The organism is Desulfonatronum zhilinae, from assembly GCF_900182865.1.
Lineage (GTDB): Bacteria > Desulfobacterota > Desulfovibrionia > Desulfovibrionales > Desulfonatronaceae > Desulfonatronum > Desulfonatronum lacustre.
In genome coordinates this window covers 122,681-147,607 of sequence record NZ_FXUJ01000005.1, presented here as the reverse complement: position 1 = coordinate 147,607, position 24,927 = coordinate 122,681, and the positions used below count along the sequence as shown (strand labels likewise).

26 protein-coding genes are annotated in these 24,927 nt (G+C 61.0%); 17 read left to right on the top strand and 9 right to left on the bottom strand.

The window, feature by feature from the left end:
• Positions 1-45 precede the first annotated feature (45 nt).
• The 3 genes from pyk to AC559A_RS06490 all read right to left on the bottom strand — a co-directional run bounded on the left by pyk (position 46) and on the right by AC559A_RS06490 (position 2,972).
• The gene (pyk, locus tag AC559A_RS06500) at positions 46-1,464 is read right to left on the bottom strand and encodes a pyruvate kinase (RefSeq protein ID WP_498816932.1); all 1,419 of its coding nucleotides are present in this window, start codon (positions 1,462-1,464) and stop codon (positions 46-48) included.
• A 225-nt stretch (positions 1,465-1,689) separates the two neighbouring features.
• Positions 1,690-2,595, bottom strand: a complete 906-nt coding sequence (locus tag AC559A_RS06495; RefSeq protein WP_498816930.1) for a rhomboid family intramembrane serine protease — start codon at positions 2,593-2,595, stop codon at positions 1,690-1,692.
• Positions 2,592-2,972 (bottom strand): flagellar basal body rod C-terminal domain-containing protein, encoded by a 381-nt coding sequence (locus AC559A_RS06490; RefSeq protein ID WP_498816929.1) that lies wholly within the window; start codon positions 2,970-2,972, stop codon positions 2,592-2,594. Before AC559A_RS06490 ends, AC559A_RS06495 begins: the two co-directional genes overlap by 4 nt.
• On the opposite strand from AC559A_RS06490, the gene AC559A_RS06485 reads away from it, so the two are divergent.
• Complete coding sequence (locus AC559A_RS06485; RefSeq protein ID WP_498816927.1) at positions 2,971-3,216, top strand: hypothetical protein; 246 nt, start codon at positions 2,971-2,973, stop codon at positions 3,214-3,216. The genes AC559A_RS06490 and AC559A_RS06485 overlap by 2 nt on opposite strands.
• A 74-nt stretch (positions 3,217-3,290) precedes the next feature.
• Here AC559A_RS06485 and folE2 read toward each other — a convergent pair whose 3' ends face one another.
• Genes folE2 through AC559A_RS06465 form a run of 4 tightly spaced genes read right to left on the bottom strand, consistent with a single transcriptional unit; the run spans position 3,291 to position 5,785 of the window.
• The gene (folE2, locus tag AC559A_RS06480; RefSeq protein WP_498816925.1) at positions 3,291-4,079 is read right to left on the bottom strand and encodes a GTP cyclohydrolase FolE2; all 789 of its coding nucleotides are present in this window, start codon (positions 4,077-4,079) and stop codon (positions 3,291-3,293) included.
• 11 nt (positions 4,080-4,090) lie between these two features.
• Positions 4,091-4,510, bottom strand: coding sequence for a nickel-responsive transcriptional regulator NikR (gene nikR, locus AC559A_RS06475; protein WP_028573348.1), 420 nt, complete (start codon positions 4,508-4,510; stop codon positions 4,091-4,093).
• A complete protein-coding gene (locus AC559A_RS06470; RefSeq protein ID WP_245590085.1) occupies positions 4,503-5,225 on the bottom strand; it encodes a class I SAM-dependent methyltransferase in 723 nt (240 codons plus the stop codon). Before AC559A_RS06470 ends, nikR begins: the two co-directional genes overlap by 8 nt.
• Positions 5,222-5,785, bottom strand: a complete 564-nt coding sequence (locus AC559A_RS06465; protein WP_028573346.1) for a hypothetical protein — start codon at positions 5,783-5,785, stop codon at positions 5,222-5,224. The genes AC559A_RS06470 and AC559A_RS06465 overlap by 4 nt, the downstream gene beginning before the upstream one ends.
• 179 nt (positions 5,786-5,964) lie before the next feature.
• Between AC559A_RS06465 and gap the strand changes: the two genes are divergently transcribed.
• The 13 genes from gap to AC559A_RS06400 all read left to right on the top strand — a co-directional run bounded on the left by gap (position 5,965) and on the right by AC559A_RS06400 (position 21,556).
• Positions 5,965-6,969, top strand: a complete 1,005-nt coding sequence (gene gap / locus AC559A_RS06460) for a type I glyceraldehyde-3-phosphate dehydrogenase (RefSeq protein WP_028573345.1) — start codon at positions 5,965-5,967, stop codon at positions 6,967-6,969.
• A gap of 178 nt (positions 6,970-7,147) precedes the next feature.
• A complete protein-coding gene (gene dnaE / locus AC559A_RS06455) occupies positions 7,148-10,654 on the top strand; it encodes a DNA polymerase III subunit alpha (RefSeq protein WP_498816922.1) in 3,507 nt (1,168 codons plus the stop codon).
• A 6-nt stretch (positions 10,655-10,660) separates the two neighbouring features.
• On the top strand, positions 10,661-11,047 hold the full coding sequence (gene queD, locus AC559A_RS06450; RefSeq protein ID WP_498816920.1) for a 6-carboxytetrahydropterin synthase QueD: 387 nt from the start codon (positions 10,661-10,663) through the stop codon (positions 11,045-11,047).
• A gap of 1 nt (position 11,048) precedes the next feature.
• Positions 11,049-11,513, top strand: coding sequence for a D-aminoacyl-tRNA deacylase (gene dtd, locus AC559A_RS06445; protein WP_498816919.1), 465 nt, complete (start codon positions 11,049-11,051; stop codon positions 11,511-11,513).
• 173 nt (positions 11,514-11,686) lie between these two features.
• Entirely contained in the window at positions 11,687-12,955 is a 1,269-nt protein-coding gene (locus tag AC559A_RS06440) for a PP2C family protein-serine/threonine phosphatase (RefSeq protein WP_498816917.1), read from the top strand.
• Between the two features lie 60 nt (positions 12,956-13,015).
• Positions 13,016-13,363, top strand: coding sequence for an STAS domain-containing protein (locus tag AC559A_RS06435; RefSeq protein ID WP_035261973.1), 348 nt, complete (start codon positions 13,016-13,018; stop codon positions 13,361-13,363).
• Positions 13,364-13,393: 30 nt separating this feature from the next.
• A complete protein-coding gene (locus AC559A_RS06430) occupies positions 13,394-14,500 on the top strand; it encodes a flagellar assembly protein A (protein WP_498816915.1) in 1,107 nt (368 codons plus the stop codon).
• Between the two features lie 15 nt (positions 14,501-14,515).
• Positions 14,516-15,265: a motility protein A gene (locus AC559A_RS06425; RefSeq protein WP_498816913.1), complete on the top strand. Its 750-nt coding sequence runs from the start codon at positions 14,516-14,518 to the stop codon at positions 15,263-15,265.
• A gap of 42 nt (positions 15,266-15,307) precedes the next feature.
• A complete protein-coding gene (locus tag AC559A_RS06420) occupies positions 15,308-16,036 on the top strand; it encodes an OmpA/MotB family protein (RefSeq protein ID WP_028573338.1) in 729 nt (242 codons plus the stop codon).
• 7 nt (positions 16,037-16,043) lie between these two features.
• Entirely contained in the window at positions 16,044-17,837 is a 1,794-nt protein-coding gene (locus tag AC559A_RS06415; RefSeq protein ID WP_498816911.1) for a CgeB family protein, read from the top strand.
• Positions 17,837-19,255, top strand: coding sequence for a glycosyltransferase family 9 protein (locus AC559A_RS06410; RefSeq protein WP_498816909.1), 1,419 nt, complete (start codon positions 17,837-17,839; stop codon positions 19,253-19,255). The genes AC559A_RS06415 and AC559A_RS06410 overlap by 1 nt, the downstream gene beginning before the upstream one ends.
• A complete protein-coding gene (locus AC559A_RS06405) occupies positions 19,252-21,216 on the top strand; it encodes a lytic transglycosylase domain-containing protein (protein ID WP_498816907.1) in 1,965 nt (654 codons plus the stop codon). Before AC559A_RS06410 ends, AC559A_RS06405 begins: the two co-directional genes overlap by 4 nt.
• Positions 21,217-21,241: 25 nt before the next feature.
• Entirely contained in the window at positions 21,242-21,556 is a 315-nt protein-coding gene (locus tag AC559A_RS06400; RefSeq protein ID WP_498816905.1) for a hypothetical protein, read from the top strand.
• A 283-nt stretch (positions 21,557-21,839) separates the two neighbouring features.
• Here AC559A_RS06400 and AC559A_RS06395 read toward each other — a convergent pair whose 3' ends face one another.
• Together AC559A_RS06395 and AC559A_RS06390 are read right to left on the bottom strand one after the other, a co-directional pair.
• The gene (locus AC559A_RS06395; protein WP_498816903.1) at positions 21,840-22,367 is read right to left on the bottom strand and encodes a GNAT family N-acetyltransferase; all 528 of its coding nucleotides are present in this window, start codon (positions 22,365-22,367) and stop codon (positions 21,840-21,842) included.
• Entirely contained in the window at positions 22,364-22,642 is a 279-nt protein-coding gene (locus tag AC559A_RS06390; protein ID WP_498816901.1) for a type II toxin-antitoxin system TacA family antitoxin, read from the bottom strand. The genes AC559A_RS06395 and AC559A_RS06390 overlap by 4 nt, the downstream gene beginning before the upstream one ends.
• A gap of 313 nt (positions 22,643-22,955) precedes the next feature.
• Between AC559A_RS06390 and AC559A_RS06385 the strand changes: the two genes are divergently transcribed.
• From AC559A_RS06385 to AC559A_RS06375, 3 genes are all read left to right on the top strand, one after another.
• Positions 22,956-23,951, top strand: coding sequence for an NAD(P)H-dependent glycerol-3-phosphate dehydrogenase (locus AC559A_RS06385; RefSeq protein ID WP_498816963.1), 996 nt, complete (start codon positions 22,956-22,958; stop codon positions 23,949-23,951).
• 39 nt (positions 23,952-23,990) lie between these two features.
• Positions 23,991-24,467 carry an RT0821/Lpp0805 family surface protein gene (locus tag AC559A_RS06380; protein ID WP_498816899.1) on the top strand — a complete coding sequence of 159 codons (477 nt, stop codon included), beginning with the start codon at positions 23,991-23,993 and terminating at the stop codon, positions 24,465-24,467.
• Positions 24,468-24,633: 166 nt separating this feature from the next.
• Entirely contained in the window at positions 24,634-24,855 is a 222-nt protein-coding gene (locus AC559A_RS06375) for a pentapeptide repeat-containing protein (RefSeq protein ID WP_051434778.1), read from the top strand.
• The last annotated feature ends 72 nt before the right edge of the window (positions 24,856-24,927 follow it).

Genomic DNA, 24,927 nt, shown 5'->3' with positions numbered 1-24,927 from the left:
GCGAAGGGCCAAGCGCGGGCTGAAAGCACGGTGGGAGGGTGTGCGCTATTTGGTGTAGATCTTGATCTGGTTGGTGGACATTTCTTTTTGTCCCGGCGTTTTCTGCCCCGAGGTGATGATCACGTTGTCCCCGGACTGGAATACGGGAAACTCCTGCACGAAATTGGTGGCCCGGCTCATGTGGCTGTCCAATTGCGGCTTCACGAGGCGGGGATGGACCCCCCAGACAAAATTCAGGGCCCGCAGGACCCGGTCGTCGGTGGTCAGGGCGTAGATGGGCCGGGCCGGTCGGCGGCTGGAAATCAACCGGGCGGTGGTGCCCGTGGAGGAGTGGCAGACCAGGGCCTTGCTTTCGGCGTTGTCAGCCAACAGGCAGGCGGCATAGGCCAGATACTTGGCGGGATTTTTTTCCTTCCTGGGAAAGTACGGCTCGCCCAGCCGCTCCAGATAATAGGCCTCCGCGTCCCTGGCGATATCGTGCATATAGCGCACCGCCTCCACCGGATTGTTGCCCACCGCGGTCTCCTCGGACAGCATCACGCAGTCCGCGCCGTCCAGAATGGCGTTGGCAACGTCCGTGCATTCAGCCCGTGTGGGAATGGGATTCGTGACCATGGACAAGAGCATCTGGGTGGCCACGATGGCCGGTTTCTGGGCATGGCGACAAGCCCGGAGGATTCTTTTCTGGATGATCGGCAAGGCCGAAAGCGGACACTCCAGGCCAAGATCGCCCCGGGCGACCATCACCCCGTCGGCCAGAGCCAGGATGGATTCCAGATTGTCCACGGCGTTCTGACGCTCCAGCTTGGCGATCACCGGAATCCAAGCGCCCTGCTCTCGGATCACTTGCTGCAGGTCGGCCACATCCGAGGCTTCCTGTACGAAGGACAGGGCCACGGCATCAATGCCGATCTCCAAGGCTTCGCGTACGTCCTTACGATCTTTGTCCGTCAGCGCCTTGATCGAAAGATTTTTCCCGGGAAAGGAAATGCCCTTGTGCGAGGTCAGATAGCCCCCGTTCTGAGCCTCCAGCTCAAAAAGTTCGTTCTCCTGAATTACTCTGGAGACGCGAAACTGGAGCATGCCGTCGCTGAGGTTCACCGGCATGCCCACCTGGAGGCCTTGCAACAGGGCCGGAATCTCCAGGCTGATATAGGGAGCGGACCCAGGGCGCTTCAGCTCCAGAGGCCCCAAAAGAACGTGGCCTCCCTTGTTCACTTGCAGCGGCGAGCCATCCACGTCGCCGATGCGCACCTTGGGGCCGCACAGATCGGCCATGGCCGTCAAGGGCAATTCCAGCTCCCGCTCCAGGCCGCGGATCATCTCCATGGCCGGAACGAAGAATTTAGCGTCGGCATGGGAGAAATTCAGTCGAAAGATCCGGACCCCATGTTGAACCATGGCCTTCATCACGTCGTAGTTCAACGAGGCCGGGCCGAGGGTGGCGACAGTCTTGCAGTGCATTGAGGTTCTCCTTTGTGTGGATCAAAACAAAAAAATGAGTACTTACTCAGCTGATTCGTGGTAAAGCCGACTGGATACCGCCTTCGCGGGCATGACTGATTCGGAGGCAACATGAAAAAACAAGTCATTCCCGCGAAGGCGGGAATCCAGCGTCGAAATGCAGTTATAGTCAGAATGTGCTGAGTAGGTACAAAAGGACGCGATTGATGGATCGCGAGCGTACGCTCACCCCCCTTCCAGGACCAACCACCAAGCCCCGCCGATCAAAGCCAGGGCCCCGAGAAGCAGATGATTCTGGCGCGCTTCGCTGAGTTGGCGCGGCCCCAAAAGCGAATAGCCGACCCCCAGGGCAAAACCCACCACGCAGCCCATCAGGTGCGCCCCGATGTCGGTCTGCACGTCGCTGCCGAGCATGGCCAACAGCCCGAAGGCGGCACCCGCCGGGAGCAGCCACGACCTGGGGCCGGAATACTCCGTGCCCTCCATGGGAAACACCCGGACCCCGCCCAGCAGGCCCACGGCCGCAAAAACAGCGGTGGAGGCCCCGATGGAGAGAAAGCCGGTTTGGTGCAGCCAGGCGTTGAGCAGATTCCCGCCGGCCCCGGCCAGCACGATCAGCAGCCAGGCCGCGCCCACGCCCACCCTTCGACAAAGAAACGTGCCGAAGACCGCGATGCCCAGCATGTTCCCGGCCAGATGACGGGCATCGGCGTGCAGCGTCAAGGCGGTCACCGCCCGCCAATATTCGCCTTCGAGAATCCGGGCCGCGTGGGCCCCGGCCTCCATGATCATGGCTTCATGGGCGCCGTCACGAGACGTGACCAGATGAAAGACCAGCAGGAGCAGGGCCGCCGCCGCTCCGGTCAGGGTTTGCGGCGGCGGGGGAAAAGATTGGGCCGGACGAGGACGATGGTCCTCCAGAAGGGGATTTTCCAGATTGAACTGTTCGATTTCCGTCACGGCACGGGAGACGTCCCGCTCCGGAACTTCCAAGGTCCACCCCCAGCCGGAACGACGGAAACGGTAGGGAATTCCCGCCGCGGCCAGGACCAAGGCGTACCGATCCGCCTGGTGCGAAGTCAAATTGTCCCAGAGTGAGCGGGGCTCGTCCTGGGCGGTGAAGTCATTCACGCACGCAGATCCAAGACGGTTCCGGTCATGTCGTCCCAGGCGCGAACCATGGCCACGTTGGCTTCAAAGGCCCGCTCGTCCCGGATGGAATTGACCATTTCCGTGACAAGTTCGGTGTTGCTGCCTTCGGTCAGCCCCCAGACCGTGTTCAGCACCCCGTCCTCGTCCACTTTTCCCTCTAGAGCGGGCATAAGCGGGCCGGGCGAGGTGTCTTGGTCGATGCTTTGCGGCCTGACGCCGTAGCCGTCCGGGCCGGTTTCCAAGGACAACCGCGATGCCTTGAATTCCGGGGTGTTCATGTTGGCCACGTTGTTCGCCCCGATCTGGCGGGACAAGCCGATGGCCTGCATGGCCTGGATATTGGGGGATATGTTCATGTTCGGCTCCTTGTCCCGAGGTTCGGCGGTTCAGGGCGGTGCCGCTCGACGCATACTGCAGGTTTTGAGTCTACCCGAGTCGACCTTGCTTTTCAAATCCACTCGAGGACAGCCAAGGCAATTTTGTTCTCGATTCTCACGCGCTATCCGGATCGGTATCGAAATCGAAATCGTGATCGAAATCGTGATCGAAATCGTGATCGAAATCAATAACGCGAAAAAGCCTGTTGCTCCCATGCCTTGAGCTTGGTTTGGTCGAGGCTATTCAGACTTCGATTTCGATTTCGATTTCGCTCACGATTTCGATTGTTGAGCCAGCTACCCCTTTGCTTGGGCGAGGGAACGCTCGATCCGGGCGTAGGCGCTGTGGTTGTGGATGGATTCCTGGCTCTCTACTTCAACGCGGTACCACAAAAGCTGGTCCAGGCGTTCCAGGCCGCGGGAAACGTTGCGGACCACGTCTTCCACGAAGCAAGGTTGTTCAAAAGCGTTGTCGATGATCCGTTTCTCGTCCTCGCGCTTGAGCAGCGCGTAAACTGGAGAGGAAGCGGATTCCTGGGCCAGTTCGATCAGGTCTTCCAGCCAGATCAACCCCTTGTTCCGGGTCCGAATCCGGACCATGGCCCGCTGGCTGTGAGCGCCCCGGTCGCAAATGGCCAAGGAGCAGGGGCATACGGTCATCACCGGGACCTCCACTTCCAGGCCGAACAGCAGCCGACCGTCCTGGTGTTCCCCGACCACCCGGCAGTGATAGTCCATCCGGGACCGGCTGCCGCTGGCCGGCGCGGACCGTTCCAGGAAAAAGGGAAAACAAAAGCTGATCCAGGCCTTCCGGGCGTCCAACCGGTTCTGGATGTCGCCCAGCAGGTGCTTCAGGTTCGGATAATCCAAAACACCGGACCACGCCTGCAAGGCCTCCACGAACCGGCTCATATGGGTGCCCTTGAAGCGGGCCGGCAAATCCACGCCCATCTCCACCTGGGCCACGGTGTGCTGCCGCCCCTGGGCCCGGTCCAAAACCGCGAGCGGAAAGTGGACGTGCCGGATGCCGACCCGGTCGATGTCCACGGGGACCGAGGCCGGGGTGTTCTGAACGTCGTCGAGCATGTGGCCCGGCACTACTCCAGGTTCTTGCCGGTGGTGGTCAGGTTCAAGGTGCCGTGTTTGACTCCCTTGGTGGCGGTCAGCTTCGCGCCCAAGTCGCGCAAGCGCTCGCCGGTGCCGCGCAGCACAAGAATTTCCATGCAATTGTGGTGATCCAGGTGGACATGCTGGGAAGTCACGATGATGTCCAGGTAGTCGTGCTGTAATTCGGTCAACTTCTGAGCCAAATCGCTTTGGTGGTGATCATAGACCATGGTCAGCGTGCCCGCGGTTTCCCCGTCCAGGTCCTCCCACTCCTTTTGAACCAGCATATTGCGGATCAGGTCGCGGATGGCCTCGGACCGGGTCTGGTAGGATCGCTCATCGCACAGCGCGTCAAATTTTTCCAGAAGATCGGAATCCAGTGAAACTCCGAATCGAATCGTCTTACCCATGCTCCACCTCGTTTTTTTGTGCTTCCCAGATATTGATGTTCACCGTGTACCCTTCGGTCGGCACCGCCTTGCGCGTGGCCCGGCGCACCTCCCAGCCTGCTTCCCGCAACAATTCCCAGGCTCCGGTGGAAACGCTGCGCTCCGGCTCGGCCAGCCACACGCGACCGCCGGGAGCCAAGACATGTTCAAAAAGACGCATCAAGGGCTGGGCGAACCGTTGTTCATAAAAGATGTCCGCCCCCCAGATCAGGTCGAAACAACGCGGTTTAAGGCCGGGCCACCGCCAGTCCATCTGGACCCAGAGCGGAGAAAAAGCCACCCGGTTCTCCCTGGTGTTCGCCCGGGCATAGCGCAGGGCGTCCTGAATGTAGTCCAGTCCCACCACCCGTGCTCCGGCGTCCGCGGCCAGGCAGGCGCTCAGCCCCAGACCGCAGCCCACATCCAGGCAGGACTTCCCCTGAATCCGGTCCCGACACCGGTCCAGCCATTCCACCAACAACAAACTGGCCGGCCACAACTCCACCCAGTAAGGAATCCGCTCATCCGGTCCGAAATCCGCCTCGCCCATCTGTTGCCAAAGCGCTTCCAGATCCCCGGGACGATAAACGGCCCAGGATCGCTTCGCGACATTGATTCGCAGACATTGCGCCGCGGCGACCAAGGCCGCGTGGCGCGTCGCGTCGTCGGCTCGGGTTGGAAACGACGTGGAGTTCACGGGGAGCAATATCCCCGCTCCCGGGGGGCCTCCACATCGCACACGACGTCTTCGCCCTTATTGGAGAGAATAAAACCTTTCTCTTTCTTGCCGGAGGAGTCGCCGGATTGGATTTTCAGAATATAGCCATGCAGATAGAGAAATTCCAGGTCATCCGCCCGACAGCCCGCCTCGGCCTCCTTGCGCGGAAAGATGCCCCCTGACTTGCTCAATCGGCAAAAATGATAGATGTCTCGCAGTATATCCACCTGATCCGGGGTCAGGCAGTGGCGTTCCGCGTGGAGCTGGATCGCGGCGTCCAGGGAGTCCAATCGGTACTTGGCCTCCAGCTTACGCAAGGTCCATTCGCCCTTGCGCGTCAACTTGAACCCGCGCACTTCTCCGCCACAGGGCATCATCAAGGTCACGGCCTTGACGTAGTCGTTGTCTTGCAGGCCCCGCAATTCCTTTGGATCGTAAATCAAGGCGTCCTTGAGCGGCAGACATCCCCCCTTGGATCCGACCTTGGTCAGCACGTGGATATCCTTGAGCATGTAAAACTGATTTTCCGTTACCTGCATGAATCATCATCCTCAAGAAGCCGATTCGCCGCGGCAAAGCCCCTTTCAGGGGTGCAATATGATTTCTTTTTGCTTATCCTCAAAGCTTGGTATATATCTTCGGTGTCGGCTTCTGGCAATGGCTGCCGCGATCTATTTTCATCAACATGTTGGTATTGTTCCAGAAGGAGGAATATACGATGTCCGTACGCATAGGAATCAACGGTTTTGGACGCATCGGACGGTACGTGGTGCGGCTGTTGGCTGAAAACAAGGATCTGCAACTGGCGGCGGTCAATGCCCGAGCGGACAACAAGGCCTTGACGCACCTGTTGAAGTACGACTCCGTCCACGGACGATTCAACGGAGACCTGGAAGCCAACAACGACGGGTTCCTGATGAACGGAAAGCAAATCAAGGTCACGCGCAACGGCCCGGGGGAATGGGCCTGGAAGGACCTGGGCGTGGACATCGTCCTGGAGACCACCGGCAAGTTCACCGACCGGGAAAGCTGTCAAAAACACCTGCAATGCGGGGCGAAAAAGGTGCTGATCAGCGCACCGGCCAAGGACCCGGATCTGACCGTGGTCATGGGAGTCAACGACAACGTCTACGACCCCTTCACCCACCATATCGTGTCCAACGCCTCCTGCACCACCAACTGTCTGGCCCCGACGATCAAGGTGATCAGCGACGCTTTCGGCTTCGAGTACGGCCTGATGACCACGGTCCACTCCTACACCATGAGCCAGCGCATCCTGGACGGCTCGCACAAGGACCCGCGACGGGGTCGGGCCGCCTGCATGTCCATGCTGCCCACCACCACCGGCGCGGCCCGGGCCGTGGCCGAAGTCCTGCCCGAAACCAAGGGTCGGCTGGACGGGATGGCCATCCGGGTGCCCACGCCCAACGTCTCCATGGTCGACCTCGTGGCCCACACCACCAAGCCCACGGACAAGGACGCCCTCAACGCCGCCTTCCGCCAGGCAGCCGAAGGTCCGCTGAAAAACATCCTCGGCTACACCGAGGAACCTCTGGTTTCCGTGGACTACTACGGCAGCACCTTCGGCGGCGTGGTGGACGGCCCCTGCACCAGCGTGATGCGGGACAACATGGCCAAGATCATCGTCTGGTACGACAACGAGGCCGGATTCTGCAACCAACTGATGCGCCTGACCGCCAAAGTGGCCAAGTCATTGGGCTGAGTCCCCGCTCTCGAAAATCCACTCGTGCCCAGGGGGTGGAAAGGGAGAAGGCCGAAAAATGATTGGCGCGGCTTTAGGAAATCCGAACAGTGATATTCGTCCGGATGCCAAGCCCCGACTTTCACGCCCTTCCACCCTCTGGCTCCCGAATTCTGACTTCTGACTTTACACCTCCCCCATGCCCGACTTCGTTCACCTGCACTGCCACACCGAATACAGCCTGCTGGACGGCGCCATTCGGATCAAGGATCTTTGCGCCAAGGCCAAGGATTTCGGCATGAGTTCCGTGGCCATCACGGACCACGGCAATCTTTACGGCGCGATAACGTTCTACAAGACGGCCAAGTCCTTCGGCCTGAAGCCGATCATCGGCTGCGAGGTCTACGTGGCCCGGAACAGCCGGCACGACCGGGACGCCCGCTCCGCGTCCCAGGCCGGATACCATCTGGTGCTCCTGGCCCAGAACGAGACCGGCTACCGCAACCTGATCCGCCTCGTTTCCCAGGGCCACATGGAAGGCTTTCACTACAAGCCGCGGGTGGACAAGGAAATCCTGGCCCAGTGCTCCGAAGGGCTGATCGCCCTGTCCGCCTGCCTCAAGGGCGAGGTGCCCTACAAGCTGACCCATGAGGGCTTCGACGTCGGCCTGGAGACGGCCAGATTTTACGCCGACCTGTTTCCGGGGCGGTTCTACCTGGAAATGCAGGCCAACGGCCTGGCCGACCAGATCGTCCTGAATCAGCGGCTGCAGGAACTGGCCGAGGCGACCAGGCTGCCCTTGGTGGCCACCAACGACTGCCACTACCTGACCGCCGAGGACGTCCAGGCCCACGACATCCTGCTCTGCATCCAGACCAACGCCTGCGAGACGAGCGAGAAGCGGATGCGCTTCGACACCAAGGAGCTGTACTATCGCAAGCCCGAGGAAATGGAGGCCGCATTCGCCCATTGCCCCCAGGCCCTGGCGGCCACGGCGGAAATCGCCGAAGTCTGCAATCTGGAACTGACGTTCAACAAGCCTCATTTCCCGGCCTACAGCCTGCCCGAGGGCATGACCCTGGAAGAGGAGCTGCGCCGGGCCGCCCGCCAGGGGCTGGATGAGCGGCTGGCCAAAATCCGACCCGGCGCGGACCGCGAGGTCTACGACCAGCGGCTGGCCACCGAACTGGACGTGATTTGCTCCAAGGGCTTTGCCGGATATTTTCTCATCGTCCAGGACTTCATCAACTGGGCCAAGTCCCGGAACATCCCCGTGGGCCCGGGCCGGGGGTCCGCCGCCGGCAGCCTGGTGGCCTACGCCCTGCGGATCACGGACCTGGACCCCATCCCCTATAATCTGCTCTTCGAACGCTTCCTGAACGCCGAGCGGGTCAGCCTGCCGGATATCGACGTGGATTTCTGCTTTACCCGGCGCGAGGAAGTGCTCAAATACGTTTCGGAAAAGTACGGCCAGAACAACGTGGCCCAGATCATCACCTTCGGCCGGATGAAAGCCCGGGCCGCTGTCCGCGACGTAGGCCGGGCCCTGGGGCTCAAGCCCTCGGAAACGGACAAGATCGCCAAGCTGGTTCCCGGCTCCCTGGGCATGACCATTGCCAATGCCCTGGAGCAGGAGCCGGATCTGAAGAAGCTGGCTGAAACCGACCCCACGGTGGGCCGGTTGATCGATATTTCCCTGCGTTTGGAAGGATTGGCCCGGCACGCCTCCACCCACGCCGCGGGCGTGGTCCTCTCGGACCGGGCCATGGTGGAACACGTTCCGCTGTGCGTGGGCAAGAAGAAGGAAACCGTCACCCAGTGGGACATGAAGTGCGTGGAGAGCGTGGGGCTGATCAAGTTCGACTTTCTGGGCTTGAAGACCCTCACCGTGATCCAGGACGCCGTGGACCTGATCCGCGAGGGCGGCAAGACCCCGCCGGACATGGCCCACCTGCCCCTGGACGACTCCGAGACCTTCAAGCTGCTCTGCGAAGGCCGGACCGAGGGCATCTTCCAGTTGGAAAGTTCGGGGATGCGCCGGGTGCTCATGGATTTGCGGCCCTCCTGCTTCGAGGACGTCATCGCCCTGTTGGCCCTGTACCGTCCGGGTCCGCTGGAAAGCGGCATGGTGACCACCTTCATCCGTTGCAAGCACGGCCAGCTCCCGGTGGAATACCTGCTGCCCCAGCTGGAGCCGATTCTCAAGGACACCTACGGGGTGATCCTCTACCAGGAACAGGTCATGAAGATCGCCTCGGACCTGGCGGCCTACTCCCTGGGCGAGGCGGACATCCTGCGCCGGGCCATGGGCAAGAAGGACCCCCAGGTCATGGCCCAGCAGCGCTCCCGGTTCATGCAGGGCGTGCGCGAGAACGGCCTGCCCGAGGTCAAGGCCGCCCAGATTTTCGACCTGATGGAAAAGTTCGCCGGGTACGGCTTCAACAAGTCCCACAGCGCGGCCTATGCCCTGATCTCCTACCAGACCGCCTATCTCAAGGCCCATTATCCGGTGGAATTCATGGCCGCGTTGATCAGCTCGGAAGTGGACAACGCGGACAAAATTCTGCGTTATCTCAACGACTGCGGGGAGATGGACATCTCGATCCTGCCTCCGGACGTGAACCACAGCCAGGCCCGGTTCAGCGTCGAGGAGGACAAAATTCGCTTCGGTTTGTCCGGAGTCAAGAACGTAGGCGAGGAGGCCATCCGGGAAATCATCCAAGGCCGGGGTGAAGGGCTCTATCGTGGGCTGACCGATTTGTGCCAGCGGGTGAATACCCGCAAGGTGACCAAGCGCGTCCTGGAATACCTGATCAAGAGCGGCGCTTTTGACTCCATCCATCCCGGACGGGCCAGGGTGCTGGCCGGAGTGGATACGGCCATGGCCACGGCCCAAAAACGGGCCAAGGAAAAGAAGCGCTCGCAAATGTCGCTGTTCTCCTGTCTGCCCGGCGGAGAGAACATGGCCCTGGAACTTGTCTGCGGCCTGGATCCGGTAGGCGACGGACCGGAACCGGAGTGGAGCGACGAAGAAAAATCTCGTTTTGAAAAGGAAGCCCTGGGATTTTTCCTGACCAGCAACCCGTTGCGTCCATTTCGTGAAGAAGCCCGCCGACTGGGAGTGCGCACGATCCAGGAATGTCAGGAGCTGTCCAAGAAGACCGAGGTTCGTTTGGGTGTCTTGGTCACCGGGATCAAGGAATTCCAGACCCGCAGGGGCGACAAGATGGCCTTTTGTCAGATCGAGGACCTCACCGGCATGGCCGAGGCTACGGTCTTCGGGGATGTCTACTTGCCGGCCAAGAGTCACTTTCAAAGCGACCGCCCGCTGCTCCTGGAAGCTCGGATCAGCGATTACGAGGGCCGAGGGGACGCAGGCTCGGAGAACGCTTCCCAACAGCTCAAGCTGGAGGTGTTACGGGTCAGTCCCCTCGGCGAGGCCTGCGCCCGCAACGACGAACCGGTGCATCTGCGCATCGAGCGCGCCGACCTGGCCAAGGACGACCTCGTGGAACTGCAACGGCTCTTCGAAAAGCACGCGGGCCAGACACCGGTCCGAGTGGTCCTGGACCTTCCCGAGGGCCGATGCATTCTGCAGCTCGGGCCCCAGCATCAAGTGTCGCCGGGCCCGCAGTTCTGGAAGGACGTGACCGCCTGGCACGACGCCGGGTCGCCCGCCTCCGCGACCGCCGACCTGAGCAGGTGATTGACCATGCCCCAAGGAATCTGGCGACTGACCGTCACCGACCACTTTAGTTCCGCGCACCAGTTGCGCCATTATCAGGGCAAATGCGAATCCCTGCACGGCCACAATTTCGCTGTCCAGGTCCAGGTCCAAGGCCGCGACTTGGACCCAAAGCTGGGCATTGTGATGGATTTTCAGGAACTCAAGTCCCTACTCAAACAGGTCCTGGCCGAACTGGACCACCGCAACCTGAACGAGCTGCCCGAGTTCACCGAAATCAACCCCTCCTCGGAGCACCTGGCCCGGTATATTTATCACCGTCTCGCGACCCTGCTGCCCGGACCCGGAGCAACCATGCACGCCGTTTCCGTGGCCGAGGGTCCCACCTCCATCGCCACGTATTCGGAGGAATGACATGCGGCTGGTGGTCCAACGGGTCACGTCCGCCTCGGTGACGGTTGAAGGCGAACCGGTGGCGGCCATTGACCTGGGCCTGCTGGTCCTGGTCGGGCTGGGACGCGAAGACGAGGCCGAGCCGACGCCTTCCCCCATGCTGGCCCGGATGGCCCGCAAACTGGTCCAGGTCCGAATCTTCCCCAATGAGACCGGAAGACTTGACCGGGACGTGGCGGATGTGGGAGGTCGAATCCTGGCCGTATCCCAGTTCACCTTGCACGCCGACTGCCGCAAGGGCCGCCGTCCTTCACTCCACCCTGCCGCGGATCCCCGCCGGGCCGAAGCCTTGTTCACGGCCTTCGTTGCCGAACTGGAGTCCCTGCTGCCCAACCGGGTCGTCACCGGACGCTTCGGCAGGGAAATGGACGTGGCGCTGCGCAACTGGGGGCCTCTGACCCTGGTCTGGGACTCCCTGGATGTTTAGCAGTCCGTTGAAAACTCCCCATTGCGACGTCGCCGCAAAAAGTTCAAACTCTCACGTATCAAGAAATACGCTTCGACCTTGCACTTTTTTTGCTCCTTGCACTTGGGGTTTTTGAACGGACTGCCGGTAAAGGATTTTATCAATACAGTTAGCCGTTTGCTTCCGTGGACTCCATGATAACACCGCACCAGGACACTCGACAAAACGTCCATCCGAACGTCCATCCGAACGTCCATCCGAACGTCCATCCGAACGTCCATCCGAACGTCCATCCGAACGTCCATCCGGGCGTCCATCCGGGCGTGGATGCCCTGATCAGCGTCATGATCGTGGACGACTCCATGACGGTGCGGCACTACCTGGAGCAGATCCTCCAGGACGAATACCGGATCCGCTCCTGTCGCGACGGCGTCGAAGCCCTGGAAGCATACCGGGAAGACCGCCCGGAAATCTGCGTCCTGGACATGAACATGCCCCGAATGGGCGGCCTGGAAGTGATCCGCAATATTCGCCGGGAATTCCGGGATCAGGATCTGTTCATCCTGGTCCTGACCTCCGAGGACTCCCTGGAACAAAAGTCAGAGGCCCTGCACCTGGGCGCCAACGATTATCTGGTCAAGCCCTTCGACACCCTGGAGTTGCTGGCCAGGATTCGCGTCGCCGAACGTCAGGTCCGCCTGACCCGCGGTCTGCGCCAAGCCTACGAGATCATGCACCGGGAGATCGAGGAAATCGCGCGGCTGCAACGTCGCCTCCTGCCCACCGCATCCCCTTGTCACCCCGGAATCACGGTCCAGAGCCTTTATCTGCCTTCGTCCCAAGCCAGCGGAGATTACTTCGATTACTTCTCCCTGCCCGACGGTGGACTGCGGGTGGTTATGGCCGACGTCAGCGGGCACGGGGCCAAGGCCGCGTTCATCATGTCCATGGTCCGGGCCATGGTCCGCTTTTCCGGCGCCCCGTCCCAAAGCCTGACTGAACTGGTAGAACTGATCAACGAGCAGTTGCGCAGATTCGCCGGGGAAGACGGGGATTTCATCACCCTGCTTGTGGCGGATGTCCGGGCCGACCTGTCCGCCCTGGACTACATCAACGCCGGACATGTCCCGGGCATGGTGCTGCGTCGCGGAGCGGTTCCGGAACAGTTGCCGGCAAGCATGCCCGCCCTGGGCGTTTTTCCTTGCGCCGCGCCCCCGAAGACCGTCGAGCTGGAAGGCGAGACCGTGCTTTTTTTCTTTACCGACGGCTGCTATGAATGGGAGATCAGGCACGGGGAGTTCTTCGGTCTGGAACGATTCATGAAACGGGCCGCCGAGTTCGTCGGTCGCCCGGACTGCGTTCTCGGGGACCTGTTTTTCGGTTTAGGTTGTTCCCAAACCCCTCGGCTCGGCGACGACGTCAGCGCCCTGCGGGTGGGGTTGCGCGGCCCGGGCTCACGATGACGAACCACCCCGCGGCCTCATAGCGCCCTCGCGTTCAGGCATTCACCAACAGGAGAAATCATGGCCGACTTGCACCATGAACCAATGACCAACTGGACCAAGGTGTCCCTGTCCGGAAAAATCACCTACGAGGTGACCCAGGCGATGAAGATCCAGGCCGAAACCATCCTGACGGAAATGGGCGAACGGCCCATCCTGGTCTGCGATCTCGGTCGCGTCACGTTTCTGGACAGCTCCGGAATCGGGTTTCTGGTCTTTCTAAACAACAAGGTTCGTCAGCGGGACGGCTGTTTTTATCTGTACCAACCCAATGAGGTGGTCGTGAAAACCCTGGAATTGGTCCAACTCCTGGCCTTCTTCGAGCTCATCGAGAACGAATCCGAACTGATCACGCGCCTCCCGATGTAGACGGGACGTTTTATCGCGAGTGGAGATGCCATGATTTTTGTTTTGAAGCATCACTTTGATCCGGATTTCAACCACCTGAACATCAAGCCCAAGGCACGGGGCAACGAACGGGTGGACCACCTGAACCGCGACTACGTCCACAACGTGGTGACCGGACAGGTCCTGGCCGAACTGGTCCAGACAACCGACAAGGATGTCGGCCAGCACGATTCCCGGTTCATTCTGGAACAGCCGGTTTTCCCCGTCGGCACGAACACCAAAGTCGATCCTCAAAACCCCAAGCTTCTACTGGCCACGGCCAACGGATACGTCTATTACGATCCCGACGGTAGGATTTCCGTCAAAACCCTGCTCAACATCCGCCGGGACGTGGACTACGCCACGGGGAACATTTCCTTTGTCGGCGACGTCGTGATCCATGGATCGGTCCGTTCCGGATTCAAGGTCAAGGGCCGAAACATCCTGGTCAAGGGCCCGGTGGAAGCCGCGACCCTGGAGGCCTCCCAATCCATCCATGTGGAAGCCGGGATCAAGGGAGACCAACGGGCCGAATTGAAGGCCAAGAACAGCATCAAGGTCAGATTCTGCGAAAACGCCCTGCTCATTGCCGGCAAGAACCTACTGGTGGAAGGAGCCTGCCTGCACTGCAAGCTTCTGGTGGGCAACGCCCTGGCAGTGGGGGACAGACTGATCGGCGGTGAAGCCGTCTGTCGACGGCTGGTCCGGGTCGGCGCTCAACTGGGTGGCGGCATGAGCACCGTCACCACCGTCACCCTGGGCTATGACCCCTTTTTGATGCAGAAAATTTCCGATCTGGAAAGCACGATAGCGACATTGAAAGCCCGCCGGGGGTCCCTGGACGCCCGGAAGAACCAAAGCAAGGCGGAAACGGAGTTGCTGCGGGAGCTGGATCATAAACTGTCGGTCCTGGAAAAACAGCGCTTCGCCTGGACCGAACAGGTCTCCGCCTCGGATCTGGCTTCTTGCGCGGTGATAGTACCCGGAGAAATCCGCCCAGGAGTGGACGTAAGCATCGGCCAAGCCTTTTTGCCTGTCTCCAACCCCGTTTCCAACGTCAGACTGACGCTGCGCGACGCGCAGATCGAAATGTCGTCCCCGGCGGAACCCAAAAAATAGAAGGTCCCAGAGGCTATGGACATCGGAACCCTGCTCGGCTTGATCAGCGGCGTCATCTTCGTCTTCATCGCCATCATGCTCGGCGGCGACTTCATGGGCTTCGTCAACGCCCCGTCGGCGCTGATCGTATTAGGCGGCACCGTTTCCGTAACCTTCATCATGTTCCCCATGGGCGTGGTGCTGGGATCGTTCAAGGTGGCGCTGAAAGCCTTTTTCTCCAGAAGCCCCAACCCCAAGCTCGTCATCGAAGAGGTGGTCGCCCTGGCCAACCTGGCCCGCAAGGAAAGCCTGATCGCCCTGGAACGAGCCACGATTTCGGACAAGTTTTTGAAAAAAGGCGTGATGCTGATCGCCGACGGCACCGAGGAGCGGCTGGTCCGGACCATCCTGGAGACCGAACTCAGCTTCACCCAGCAGCGCCACCGCCAGGGGCAAGGCGTGTTCAAGGGCATGGGGGCCATGGCTCCGGCCTTCGGGATGATCGGCACCCTGATCGGCCTGGTGAACATGCTCCAGGTTCTGGACGACCCCACGGCCATCGGGCCGGGCATGGCCCTGGCCCTGCTGACCACTCTTTACGGCGCCCTGATGGCCAATCTGGCCTTCATCCCCATTTCCAAAAAGCTGGAAGAACGCTCCCTGGAGGAAGTCACGATCATGGAAATGACCATGGAAGGGGTGATGTCCATTCTGCGCGGGGAAAACCCGCGCCTGATCCTGGAAAAGCTGGAGTCCTTCGTGCCCCCGGCCCTGCGCCAAGAATAGGGAAGTATTCGCGACGTTTCACGTTTTCAAGACGCCGACGCCATGCCCAGAAACAACACACCGCCCCAGGAAGAAGAAGGCGCCCCCTTGTGGATGGTCACCTTCGCCGACTTGATGTCGTTGTTGCTGACCTTCTTCATTCTGGTGCTCTCCTTCGCGAACATGGACATCGTCCGTTTTCGGGAGATGCTCGGCTCCATCCAGACCGCCTTCGGAGTCCAGGTCCAACGCCGGGAGGCGGACTACGTGGCCTTTTCCCCTTCGGAGTTCGAGCGCAAGGATCTGGAACTCAGCCAACAAAACGAGGAAGTCCTGAGCATGGTCGTTCAATTGCGGACCATCATGCAGGACGACGAGGCTCTGCAAAAAAGCATCGGCGTGGAAGCGGACGACGAGGGGCTGGTATTACGGGTGGACAGTGAATCCATGTTCGACGTCGGCTCCGCCGTGCTCAAACCCGAGGCCGTCCCGGCCCTGGAGGCGGCCATCAAGATTCTGCGCGATTACAACATGAACCTGGTCATCCGCGGTCACACCGACAATACGCCCGTCAGAACAGCGCAGTTTCCCTCAAACTGGGAACTCTCCTCGGCCCGGGCCACCGCGGCCCTGCGCTATATTATGGAACACGGCGGCTTTTCCCCCACCAGAATGCGGGCCGTGGGCTACGCGGACAGTCGGCCTCTGGTGCCCAACAATTCAGAAGACAACCGACGAAGAAATCGACGGGTCGAGTTCTATTACCACTCCCCGGACGCTCAATCCTGGTGACCCGCCCATGACCGACGCCCATCAATCCCCACCCTCGATCCCGACGCCCGCTTCCGGACTCGACACTCCCGCCCGCCCTATCGCCTACCGAGCCGAGGCCGTCCCCGGCGGCTCCGAAACCTCCTCCGCTACCCCTCCGGAAGACGTCCTGATTGTTTTTGACTCTGGCCGAAAATGGCGGCTCTGGGGACGCGACGGCAAGCGGCGAGAGGAGGATCTGGTCAAGACGGCGCTGGATGGCTCATCCCGCGGGCTGCCCGTGTTGCTGGGTTGCGGACTGGGCGTCGCGCTGCGCGAACTGTTGCGAACCACCTCCGGGCCGGTGGCCGTGGTGGATAAGGAGACGACGATCCAGGCCGTGACCGGCTCACGTGACTTGGTCGACGATCCACGGGTTCTCTGGGTGGACTCCTCAACTCCGGAAGAAGCTCTGGACGCTTTGACCCGCTGGCAGATGGAGCATGCCGGATTGCCGCTTCGCCCGGTGCTCATCCCGCTCTACGCCCGCCTGGATCCGGACCACTACAAGGTCATCCTGGCCCACCTGGAGGCCAGCTCGCGTTTCGACATCTGGGCCCGGGCCAACTACCCCAAATGCCGCGCCTGGCCGCCCCGGGTACTGCTGCTGACCAGCCAGTATTTTCTTTTGGGCGAGGTGATCGGGGCCTTCCAGCGCATGGACGTCCCTCACCGACTGCTGGAATTCACGCCCCGGGAAACCGGACGAACCGAATTCGTCCAGGATCTGCTCACCGCGATCCTGGAGTTCAAGCCGGATCTGGTCCTGACCATCAACCACCTGGGGGTGGATCGGGAAGGCGTGCTCATGGAGCTGCTGGAAAAGTGCCGCCTGCCCCTGGCCTCCTGGTTCGTGGACAACCCGCACCTGGTGCTCTACGTCTATACTAGGCTGGTCAGCCCCTGGACCACGATCTTCACCTGGGACGCGGACAACGTGGATTCGTTGCGGGCCATGGGCTTCGAGCACGTCCATTACCTGCCCCTGGGCACGGACATCCACCGCTTTCACCCGCCCGCCGACCCCGCGAGCCGTCCCGGCGCCTGTCCCGATTTTTGGCGGGCCCGGGTCTCCTTCGTGGGCAACTCCATGCTGGCCAAGGTGACGGCCCGGCTCAAGGCCGGACACTTTCCCCGGCCCATGCTCCTGGCCTATCGCGATGTGGCCCGGTCCTTCGGGGATTCAACAGACGATAGTGTCCGGGAGCACCTGCGGATCGCCTTCCCAGAGGTTTTCCAATGCTTCGAGGCTCTGTCATCGGTGGAGGAACGGCTGGCTTTCGAAACCGCGATCACCTGGGAAGCCACCCGCCTGTACCGCAACCGCTGCGTCCGGAGCATCCTGCCCTTCCAACCGCTCATCGCCGGGGACAAGTACTGGAAGATCGCCCTGCGAGGCCGACCGGAAGCGTGGCGTTGGCACCCGGAACTGAGCTACTACACGGATCTGCCCCGATTCTATCCCTGCTCCGAGATCAACTTTAACTGCACCAGCATGCAGATGAAAGGCGCGGTGAACCAGCGGGTCTTCGACATTCCGGCCTGCGGTCAATTCCTGATCACGGATCAGCGCCGCCAGATGGACGAGTTGTTTGAGCCCGGACGGGAGGTCGTGGCCTATGCAAACCCCGAAGAAATCCCGGACTTGATCGATTTCTATCTGCGCCGTCCCCAGGCCCGCGAAAAAATCGCCCGGGCCGCACGGAAACGAGTGCTCCGGGAGCATACCTACGACCTGCGGATGACCTCCCTGCTCAAAACCATGCTCGCGGTTTACGGATAATGTCCGCAAAGCCGATCCTCATCCTCCAAATGCAGCGCATGGGGGACCTGATTCTCTCCTTTCCCCTTTTCCTGTGGTTGCAGCGGGAACATCCGGGCCATCCGCTCTGGGTGGTGGGCGAGCCCCGCTTCTACGAGGCCTTGTTGCCCGTCAGCCCGGCGGCCACCTACTTTCCCTGGACCGCGACCGAACAAGTGCGCCGGACCTCCTTCGCCTTATGCGTCAACCTCAGCCACGAACGGGCCGCGGCGGGCCTGGCCGGAGAGGTCCGGGCCGAGCACCGCGTCGGCCCCGTGCAGTCCGCCGACGGCGTGCGCCGCATTCATGGCCCATGGCAACTCTACCGGGCCGGCCTGGTCCACGCCAACCGCCACAACCGATTCCATTGGGCCGACCTGAACGCCCTGGACTGCGTTCCCCTGTCCCGGATCGCCGCCACCCGCTGGCCCGAGCCCCGGACCCGTCTGGGGGACCGACGCCGCGTCGGTCTGTTCCTGGGGGCCAGCGAACCGGCCAAACGCCCGAAACCGCGGTTTTGGATCGACCTGGCCCGGGAGCTGTTGCACCGGGACCTGCGGCCGATTCTTTTGGGCGGACCCGCTGAACGGGACATTGCCTCCAAGGTCCAAAAACAGATCGGCCACAACGTCCTCAACCTGACCGACCGACTGACCCTGGCCCAGTTCGCCGACCTCGGCCAGAGCCTGGAACTGTTGGTCACGCCGGACACCGGGCCCATGCACCTGGCCGCCTGGACAGGTCTGCGGGTCCTCAACCTGTCCTTGGGCCCGGTCAATCCTTGGGAAACCGGCCCGTATCAACCCGGCCACCTCGTGCTTCAGGCCCGGGTCAGCTGCGCGGGCTGCTGGGGTTGCGCATATTCAGACCATCACGGGGTCCATCGTTGCCACGACCATTTCCTGCCCCGCCGCGTGGCCCAACTGGTCCATGCGCTGGCCGGTTCCAAAGGCCGGGGAGAGAACACACCGAGAACGGCGGATGGGAACCTGTTCCTGTCGGCCAAAACGACCGAAGGATTGTACAACCTCCACCGCCTGCTCCCCACAAACGCCCCGCGGTCGGCCCGGGACATGCTGGACGAGTTCTGGTCGCTGTTCTGGGGTAGTTCCCTTGGCCTGTGGAATCGGGAAAAGCCCCTGGCCGCCTGGAACGAACTGGTCCACGCCTTCCCGGCCCTGGCCGAAGCCTTCACCCGCTTCCTGTTCGGCTTTCACCGCAAACTGCGCCAGGCCAGGGACGAGACGTTTTGGCTCCAAGGCCCGCCGATGCTACGCCCGCTTTACAGCCAAGCCCACTTGGTCTTGCAAAACGACGATTTTTCATGGAAAAGTGAACACCATATCCTGACCATGACCGAGGAACTACTCCGGATCGTGGCCGGGGAGAAAAGCCTATGACGCTGAAAATTCGCCATGGAGTCGGATATTCCGTCCTGTGCGGTTGCCTGCTGGTCTGGACGACGTTGATCGCCACCGCCTCTCCGACCGCCGACACCTTGGGCGAGCCCAAACAGGTCATCCTGCCCATGACCATCGACTACGCGCTGCTCAACGCCATGGTCCGAAACACGTTTCTGGAAGGAGGTATCGTCGCGGGGGTGGATACGGAAAAGAGCCGCAAAACCTTGTATTACGAGCAGGACGGTTGTCAGGGCGTCGTTGTTTCCGCTCCGCGCTTCCGGGAAGAAGGCGGCGAACTGCTCATGGAAACGCAGGTCCATCTGCGTTACGGCCGGAGCATGGGCAGGTATTGCGTCCTTCCGCTGAGTTTCGACGGGGTGCTGGTCATGTATCAACATCCCTCGGTCTCTCCCGAGGACTGGACCCTCCGCTTCACACCGCTCAAATCCGAAATGCGCACCCCGGACGGCCAACCGGCCCGCCTGGCCTCCCTGGCATGGCGTTTGGTGGAGGACTACGTTCTGGGCTCTCTGGCCGGCGTTTCGGTGAACCTTGGCCCGCCCAAACAGGAGCTGCAAGACTTCCTGCCGCTGATGCTGCCCGTTGAGGATCAACCGGGGGTACTTGAAATGCTGCGAGAGTTGCGTCCGGCAGACGTGCTGGTCCAGACTCAAGGGTTGCGCCTGGAAAACGTCATGACGGTTTTCGACGAACTGTATCAGCCCGAACCTGAATGGTTGGAGCCCTACCTGTCCGACGAGGAACTGGAGCGGTTCATTGTCGCCTGGGAAGTCTGGGACGCTTTTTTGGTGCATCTGATCACGACCTTGACGACCAGACAACTTACGGACGACGAACAGTTGCTCCTGCTGGACGTTTTGCTGCGCATGCGCCATGAGTTCGCCTATCACCTCGAAGACCCGGTGGGCCAGACCGACTTGGTCCGCGTCCAGTTCATGGAAACCTGGACCAGGCTTGGACCGTTGTTTCGCGGCCATCTCCTGGAGGCCGACAATAACTCCTTGCTGGGCTACCTGGCTTTTTTCTCTGCTTCCGACGCCCTCTTGGCCCTGGACAAGCTGGGGCCGACCCTGGGGCTGGAGATCAGCCGGGACGGGCTGATCCGCCTGGCCAGGCTGCTGGATAATCAGGACACTCTGTTGGACTACGGCCCGGAACTGCTTCCGGAGTTGCGCCGCATCTTGGGGCTCGGCAACAGGCTGAGCAACGGGCCGGACAACGAGGACGCCGACCGGGAATCAACGCTGCCGGATTCTCCGTCGCCCCGGAGCCTGAAATTTCTCCAAGACCATCTCGCGGCGTTTTTCATTGGAACCGCCCAGGCCGAGTCCCCCCCGGCGGAACTGGAAGCCGATCTTACCCATTGGATTTTCCAGGGGCGAGACCTGAAAGCGTACATGGACCGGGTGACCGGAGTGCTCCGGGATCGAACCGACGAGGTTCTGGACAAAGCCGAAAAGCCTGCCGACCATCACGATTTTTTCCACGACCTGGCCCTGGCCACGGCCTGGCAGGAAAGCTGTTTCCGTCAGTTCACGACATCCGGGAAGGATATCCTGTACATCCGGTCCTACAACAACACTTCCGTAGGCATCATGCAGATCAATGAACGGGTCTGGCGCGGCCTCTACGACCAGACCCGCCTACGCTGGGACATCGCCTACAACGCCCAGGCCGGGGTGGAGATCCTGGACCTGTACTTCGCCAAATACGCCCATCCCAGGATGCGCAAAGAACCCGAAGCAAACTGGACAGCAGACTTGCAGGCCGGAATGCTCTACGCCATGTACAACGGAGGACCGGGACAGCTGGATCGATTTCTGACCCGCGCCCAGGAGAACAACCTGTTTCGCAGCGACCGCCTGTTCAGGGAAAAATGGGACTGGATTCGCCAAGACGCCCTGGACAAAATTTCCATTTGCCTCATCGGACGGTAACGGGCTGTTTCGTCCCGCGATCACCATGCTCGACAAAAGCTCGGCCCTTTCCACCATTCTGGAGCGCCTGGACAAACTGCCCCTGGGCCACTGCCTGGAGATCCGGACCTACAAGCGCAATCGCCGGGTGCTCTTTCACCGGGCAGAGGAGAATGCCTGGAACATCCTTCAGGATGGTTTTGCCAAAGATCTTTTTGAAAACGTCGCCCCGGAGAAAATGCGCAAACTCCTGCAAAACCTGCTGCGCAAGGAATTCCCCCGCAGCACGAAAATCCGCCTGTACGCTCTGGGCCCCTGCGATCCGAAAAAGACATCGGCCCAGGAGCGCAAGGTGCTTTGAAGGGATGGGCGATCTTGCGGTGGCCTGCCAAAGTCCAGGGGAGGCTGCCCGGTCTTGTATTTACCACTTCTTGCGAAAGAACTACTGGAAAATACTCAAATACAATCTAAACTATAAAATATAATTGGATTTTGTCATACTGGGCATGGAAGGGGAAGTACTTCTGCTGCCCCACGACGGCACGAAAAAAGTCCAGGGGGAGCGATAGCTCCTGCCCGGAACCTGGACGTCCACGTTTCCCGTGGCAAGTAGGCAATGAGGGATTGGAAATCGCAGAACAGGATCAAATTCTACCCGTTGCGAGAAGTGCTGCCTGGATGGTCTTCAGCGGCAAGAGCAGGGAGAGGGGGTGGTCCAGAAGGTGTACGGCTCCGTAGTCGGCATACCACTCTGCGGCACGTTCATTCTTGGCGTCGATGAGCAATGCCACGCCGCCGACCTGGGACGCCGCCCGAAGGCATCGCCGACCGGCGGCCAAGAGAAGCTGGCCTCCGAGACCGCGTCCCTGGACCGAACGGTCAACGGCCAACCTGGCCAGCCTGAAGACCGGCACCTCATGACGGGCCAAACCGCGTCGAACCAATTCCGGCGTCCGTTCAAAAGCCAGCGAGGCTGGGGCAAGGCTGTAGAAACCAAGAATGGTTGCATTCCCTGTGGCACTGACCGCCAGGAACGTCTTGGCCCCGCCGAGATCATGGTTTTTCCGGGCATGACGTCGGAGGAACTCGTTCAGCGCAGGCTCGCCGCAATCAAAGTTATCCCGGCGATGCCCTCTATCAATAGGCTGTTCATGCCAAGCCGGAACGCTCACGCCCAGTCCGGCAGGGCTTCGGCGGCCCGCTGCAGTCTGCTGGTTGGCTTTGGTGGATTTTCAAGCACTTCAAGGACATGAAGGCTGTCCCGCTGAGTCAAGGAAACCCGTTCGGCCTGCTGGACAATAGACCGAGCCGCATCAACCGAGGTACGGGTGACAAAACTGGTCAAGTTGGTGCCCTGAATGGCAACGGCTCGCATCAGCAGGGCTTTTTCTTCCGGAGCGATCCGCAAGGACATCCGATAGTTGTTTTCAATGGAGGGTTGGGGCATGGGGTGACTCCTATGTTGTGTACGTATTCAAAGCGTACAGAGGTGGCTGCGTCGTGTCAATCGACGACCAAAAGTCCACCGAAAGCGATCCATGCCCGAAAGGTTCTGCATATCATCGCGGAGGGCTTCTGGATTTTCTTTGCATGAACCGTTGCCGGGCGGCACAAGGCCGCACTTGATTGAGGCAATGGCTTGGAGTAGACAGAACCTTATTTCCTCCGCAGGCCCCATGTGTGAGAACCGCCACGGCGTATTGACCGCGACCGGTTCCCGACCCGGCGACCACAAACCATATTCCAACGGACTTCTGATCATGCAAACAGCGGTATTCGGCGGCGGCAGTTGGGGCACGACCCTGGCCAATCTCTTGGCGCACAAGCACGGCTCGGCCAGGCTCTGGGTCCGGGAAAAGGAACTGGCCTCCCTGATCCGCGCCAAGCGCCGCAACCCGTGGTACCTGCCAGACCTGGAACTGGCCCCCGGCCTCACCGCCAGCGACGACCTGGCCCAGGTCACGGAAGGCGCGGACTTCTTTCTTTTCGTCGTGCCCAGTCAATTTTACGGCGGGGTGCTCAAGACCGTGCGCGAGTTCCTCCCTAAAAAGCCGGTGGTCATCTCCGCCAGCAAGGGGATCGCCCTGGACACCTTGCGGACCATGTCCGAGGTGACGGAGGAAGCCCTTATCGGCCTCAAGCCCGTTTTCGCCATGCTCTCCGGCCCCTCTTTCGCCAAGGAAGTCAGCCAGGGCATGCCCACGGCGGTCACCCTGGGCTGCAAGGACAAGGCCGCGGCCAAGTCCATCCAGGATTTGCTCTCCACGGACGCCTTCCGGGTCTACACCAACAAGGACGTTCGCGGCGTGGAACTGGGCGGAGCCTTGAAGAACATCATCGCCATCGCCGCCGGGATCTCCGACGGCCTCGGCTTCGGCACCAACGCCCGGGCCGCCCTGATCACCCGCGGCCTGGCCGAAATGTCCCGGCTGGGCGTGGCCATGGGCGCCCAGGCCCAGACCTTCATGGGCTTGGCCGGCATGGGGGACCTGGTATTGACCTGCACCGGGGACCTGTCCCGCAATCGCCAGGTCGGCCTGAAGCTGGCCCAGGGCAACAAACTTCTGGATATCCTCGGGCAGATGAAAATGGTCGCCGAAGGCGTCAAGACCACGGAATCGGTGCACGCCCTGGGTCGGCGGCACAAGGTCGACCTGCCCATCACCGAACAGGTGTATCAGGTGCTTTACGAGGGCAAGGACCCGCGACAGGCCGTGCAGGAATTAATGCGGCGGGAACTGAAAAGCGAACAGTAATCTCACGATCCGTAACCCCCCAGGGAGGAGAGTATGAAAATGCAATCAACACGAAAAACATTGGCGATTTTGGCTGTATTGGCCTTGCTGGCCGCTGGTTGCGGCAGCACCCAGGGCGGCAGCGCACCCATCAACCAGATCGGTGGTGGCCTGCTCGGCGGGATCGGCGGCGGCATTGCCGGCGCGCAAATCGGCGCGGGCAGCGGGAGGGTCGCGGCGATCATCGGCGGGACCATCCTGGGCGCGGTCCTGGGCAGCTACGTGGGCGGTTATATGGACCGCATGGATCAGCAGCAGGTCAGCCGCACCCTGGAAACGCAACCCACCGGACAGACATCGCAGTGGAAAAATCCGGATACCGGCAATCGCTTCAACGTTACCCCCGTGAACACCTATCAGCGTCCCGACGGGCAATACTGCCGCGAATTCGTGACCCAGGTCGAAGTCGGCGGCAAGACGGAACAGGCCTACGGAACCGCATGCCGCATGCCGGACGGCTCCTGGAAGGTTCAGTAGGAGCCTCGGTCCTTTTCCCCTATACCGAAACGCCATCACAGCGGAGGATGAAACCATGCTCAGATCAGCTTTATTCTTTGTTTGTCTCCTCGTCGCAGCGTCTCCGGCGTTCGCGCAACAGGTCATCGATAACTGCACCCTGCTACCCTATACGAGATGCCCAGGGGTGAACCTCAATGGCGCCAATCTCTCCGGAATCAACCTCCAGGGAGCCTATCTCAAGAATGCCGACCTCCGAAACGCCAACCTCACCAATGCCAACTTCATCGACACATACCTCGACGGGGCCAAGCTGGACGGGGCAACGCTGACCGGCGCCAATTTCAGCAAGGCCATCTGGCCCGATGGACGGGTCTGCGCCTTCGGGTCCATCGGTCAATGCAATTAGTGCGTGGCGTTGCACCCTGAAGCACTACTCGCCTTTCAATCATCGTGAACACGTTGCATGAAAACCTGTTCA

Bases quoted from the DNA above. Each gene is read 5' to 3' on its own strand.
- pyk (WP_498816932.1), bottom strand. From the start codon at position 1,464: ATGCACTGCAAGACTGTCGCCACCCTCGGCCCGGCCTCGTTGAACTAC.
- AC559A_RS06485 (WP_498816927.1), top strand. From the start codon at position 2,971: ATGTTCGGCTCCTTGTCCCGAGGTTCGGCGGTTCAGGGCGGTGCCGCT.
- AC559A_RS06490 (WP_498816929.1), bottom strand. From the start codon at position 2,972: ATGAACATATCCCCCAATATCCAGGCCATGCAGGCCATCGGCTTGTCC.
- folE2 (WP_498816925.1), bottom strand. From the start codon at position 4,079: ATGCTCGACGACGTTCAGAACACCCCGGCCTCGGTCCCCGTGGACATC.
- nikR (WP_028573348.1), bottom strand. From the start codon at position 4,510: ATGGGTAAGACGATTCGATTCGGAGTTTCACTGGATTCCGATCTTCTG.
- AC559A_RS06465 (WP_028573346.1), bottom strand. From the start codon at position 5,785: ATGCAGGTAACGGAAAATCAGTTTTACATGCTCAAGGATATCCACGTG.
- gap (WP_028573345.1), top strand. From the start codon at position 5,965: ATGTCCGTACGCATAGGAATCAACGGTTTTGGACGCATCGGACGGTAC.
- dnaE (WP_498816922.1), top strand. From the start codon at position 7,148: ATGCCCGACTTCGTTCACCTGCACTGCCACACCGAATACAGCCTGCTG.
- queD (WP_498816920.1), top strand. From the start codon at position 10,661: ATGCCCCAAGGAATCTGGCGACTGACCGTCACCGACCACTTTAGTTCC.
- dtd (WP_498816919.1), top strand. From the start codon at position 11,049: ATGCGGCTGGTGGTCCAACGGGTCACGTCCGCCTCGGTGACGGTTGAA.
- AC559A_RS06440 (WP_498816917.1), top strand. From the start codon at position 11,687: ATGATAACACCGCACCAGGACACTCGACAAAACGTCCATCCGAACGTC.
- AC559A_RS06435 (WP_035261973.1), top strand. From the start codon at position 13,016: ATGGCCGACTTGCACCATGAACCAATGACCAACTGGACCAAGGTGTCC.
- AC559A_RS06430 (WP_498816915.1), top strand. From the start codon at position 13,394: ATGATTTTTGTTTTGAAGCATCACTTTGATCCGGATTTCAACCACCTG.
- AC559A_RS06425 (WP_498816913.1), top strand. From the start codon at position 14,516: ATGGACATCGGAACCCTGCTCGGCTTGATCAGCGGCGTCATCTTCGTC.
- AC559A_RS06420 (WP_028573338.1), top strand. From the start codon at position 15,308: ATGCCCAGAAACAACACACCGCCCCAGGAAGAAGAAGGCGCCCCCTTG.
- AC559A_RS06415 (WP_498816911.1), top strand. From the start codon at position 16,044: ATGACCGACGCCCATCAATCCCCACCCTCGATCCCGACGCCCGCTTCC.
- AC559A_RS06410 (WP_498816909.1), top strand. From the start codon at position 17,837: ATGTCCGCAAAGCCGATCCTCATCCTCCAAATGCAGCGCATGGGGGAC.
- AC559A_RS06405 (WP_498816907.1), top strand. From the start codon at position 19,252: ATGACGCTGAAAATTCGCCATGGAGTCGGATATTCCGTCCTGTGCGGT.
- AC559A_RS06400 (WP_498816905.1), top strand. From the start codon at position 21,242: ATGCTCGACAAAAGCTCGGCCCTTTCCACCATTCTGGAGCGCCTGGAC.
- AC559A_RS06390 (WP_498816901.1), bottom strand. From the start codon at position 22,642: ATGCCCCAACCCTCCATTGAAAACAACTATCGGATGTCCTTGCGGATC.
- AC559A_RS06385 (WP_498816963.1), top strand. From the start codon at position 22,956: ATGCAAACAGCGGTATTCGGCGGCGGCAGTTGGGGCACGACCCTGGCC.
- AC559A_RS06380 (WP_498816899.1), top strand. From the start codon at position 23,991: ATGCAATCAACACGAAAAACATTGGCGATTTTGGCTGTATTGGCCTTG.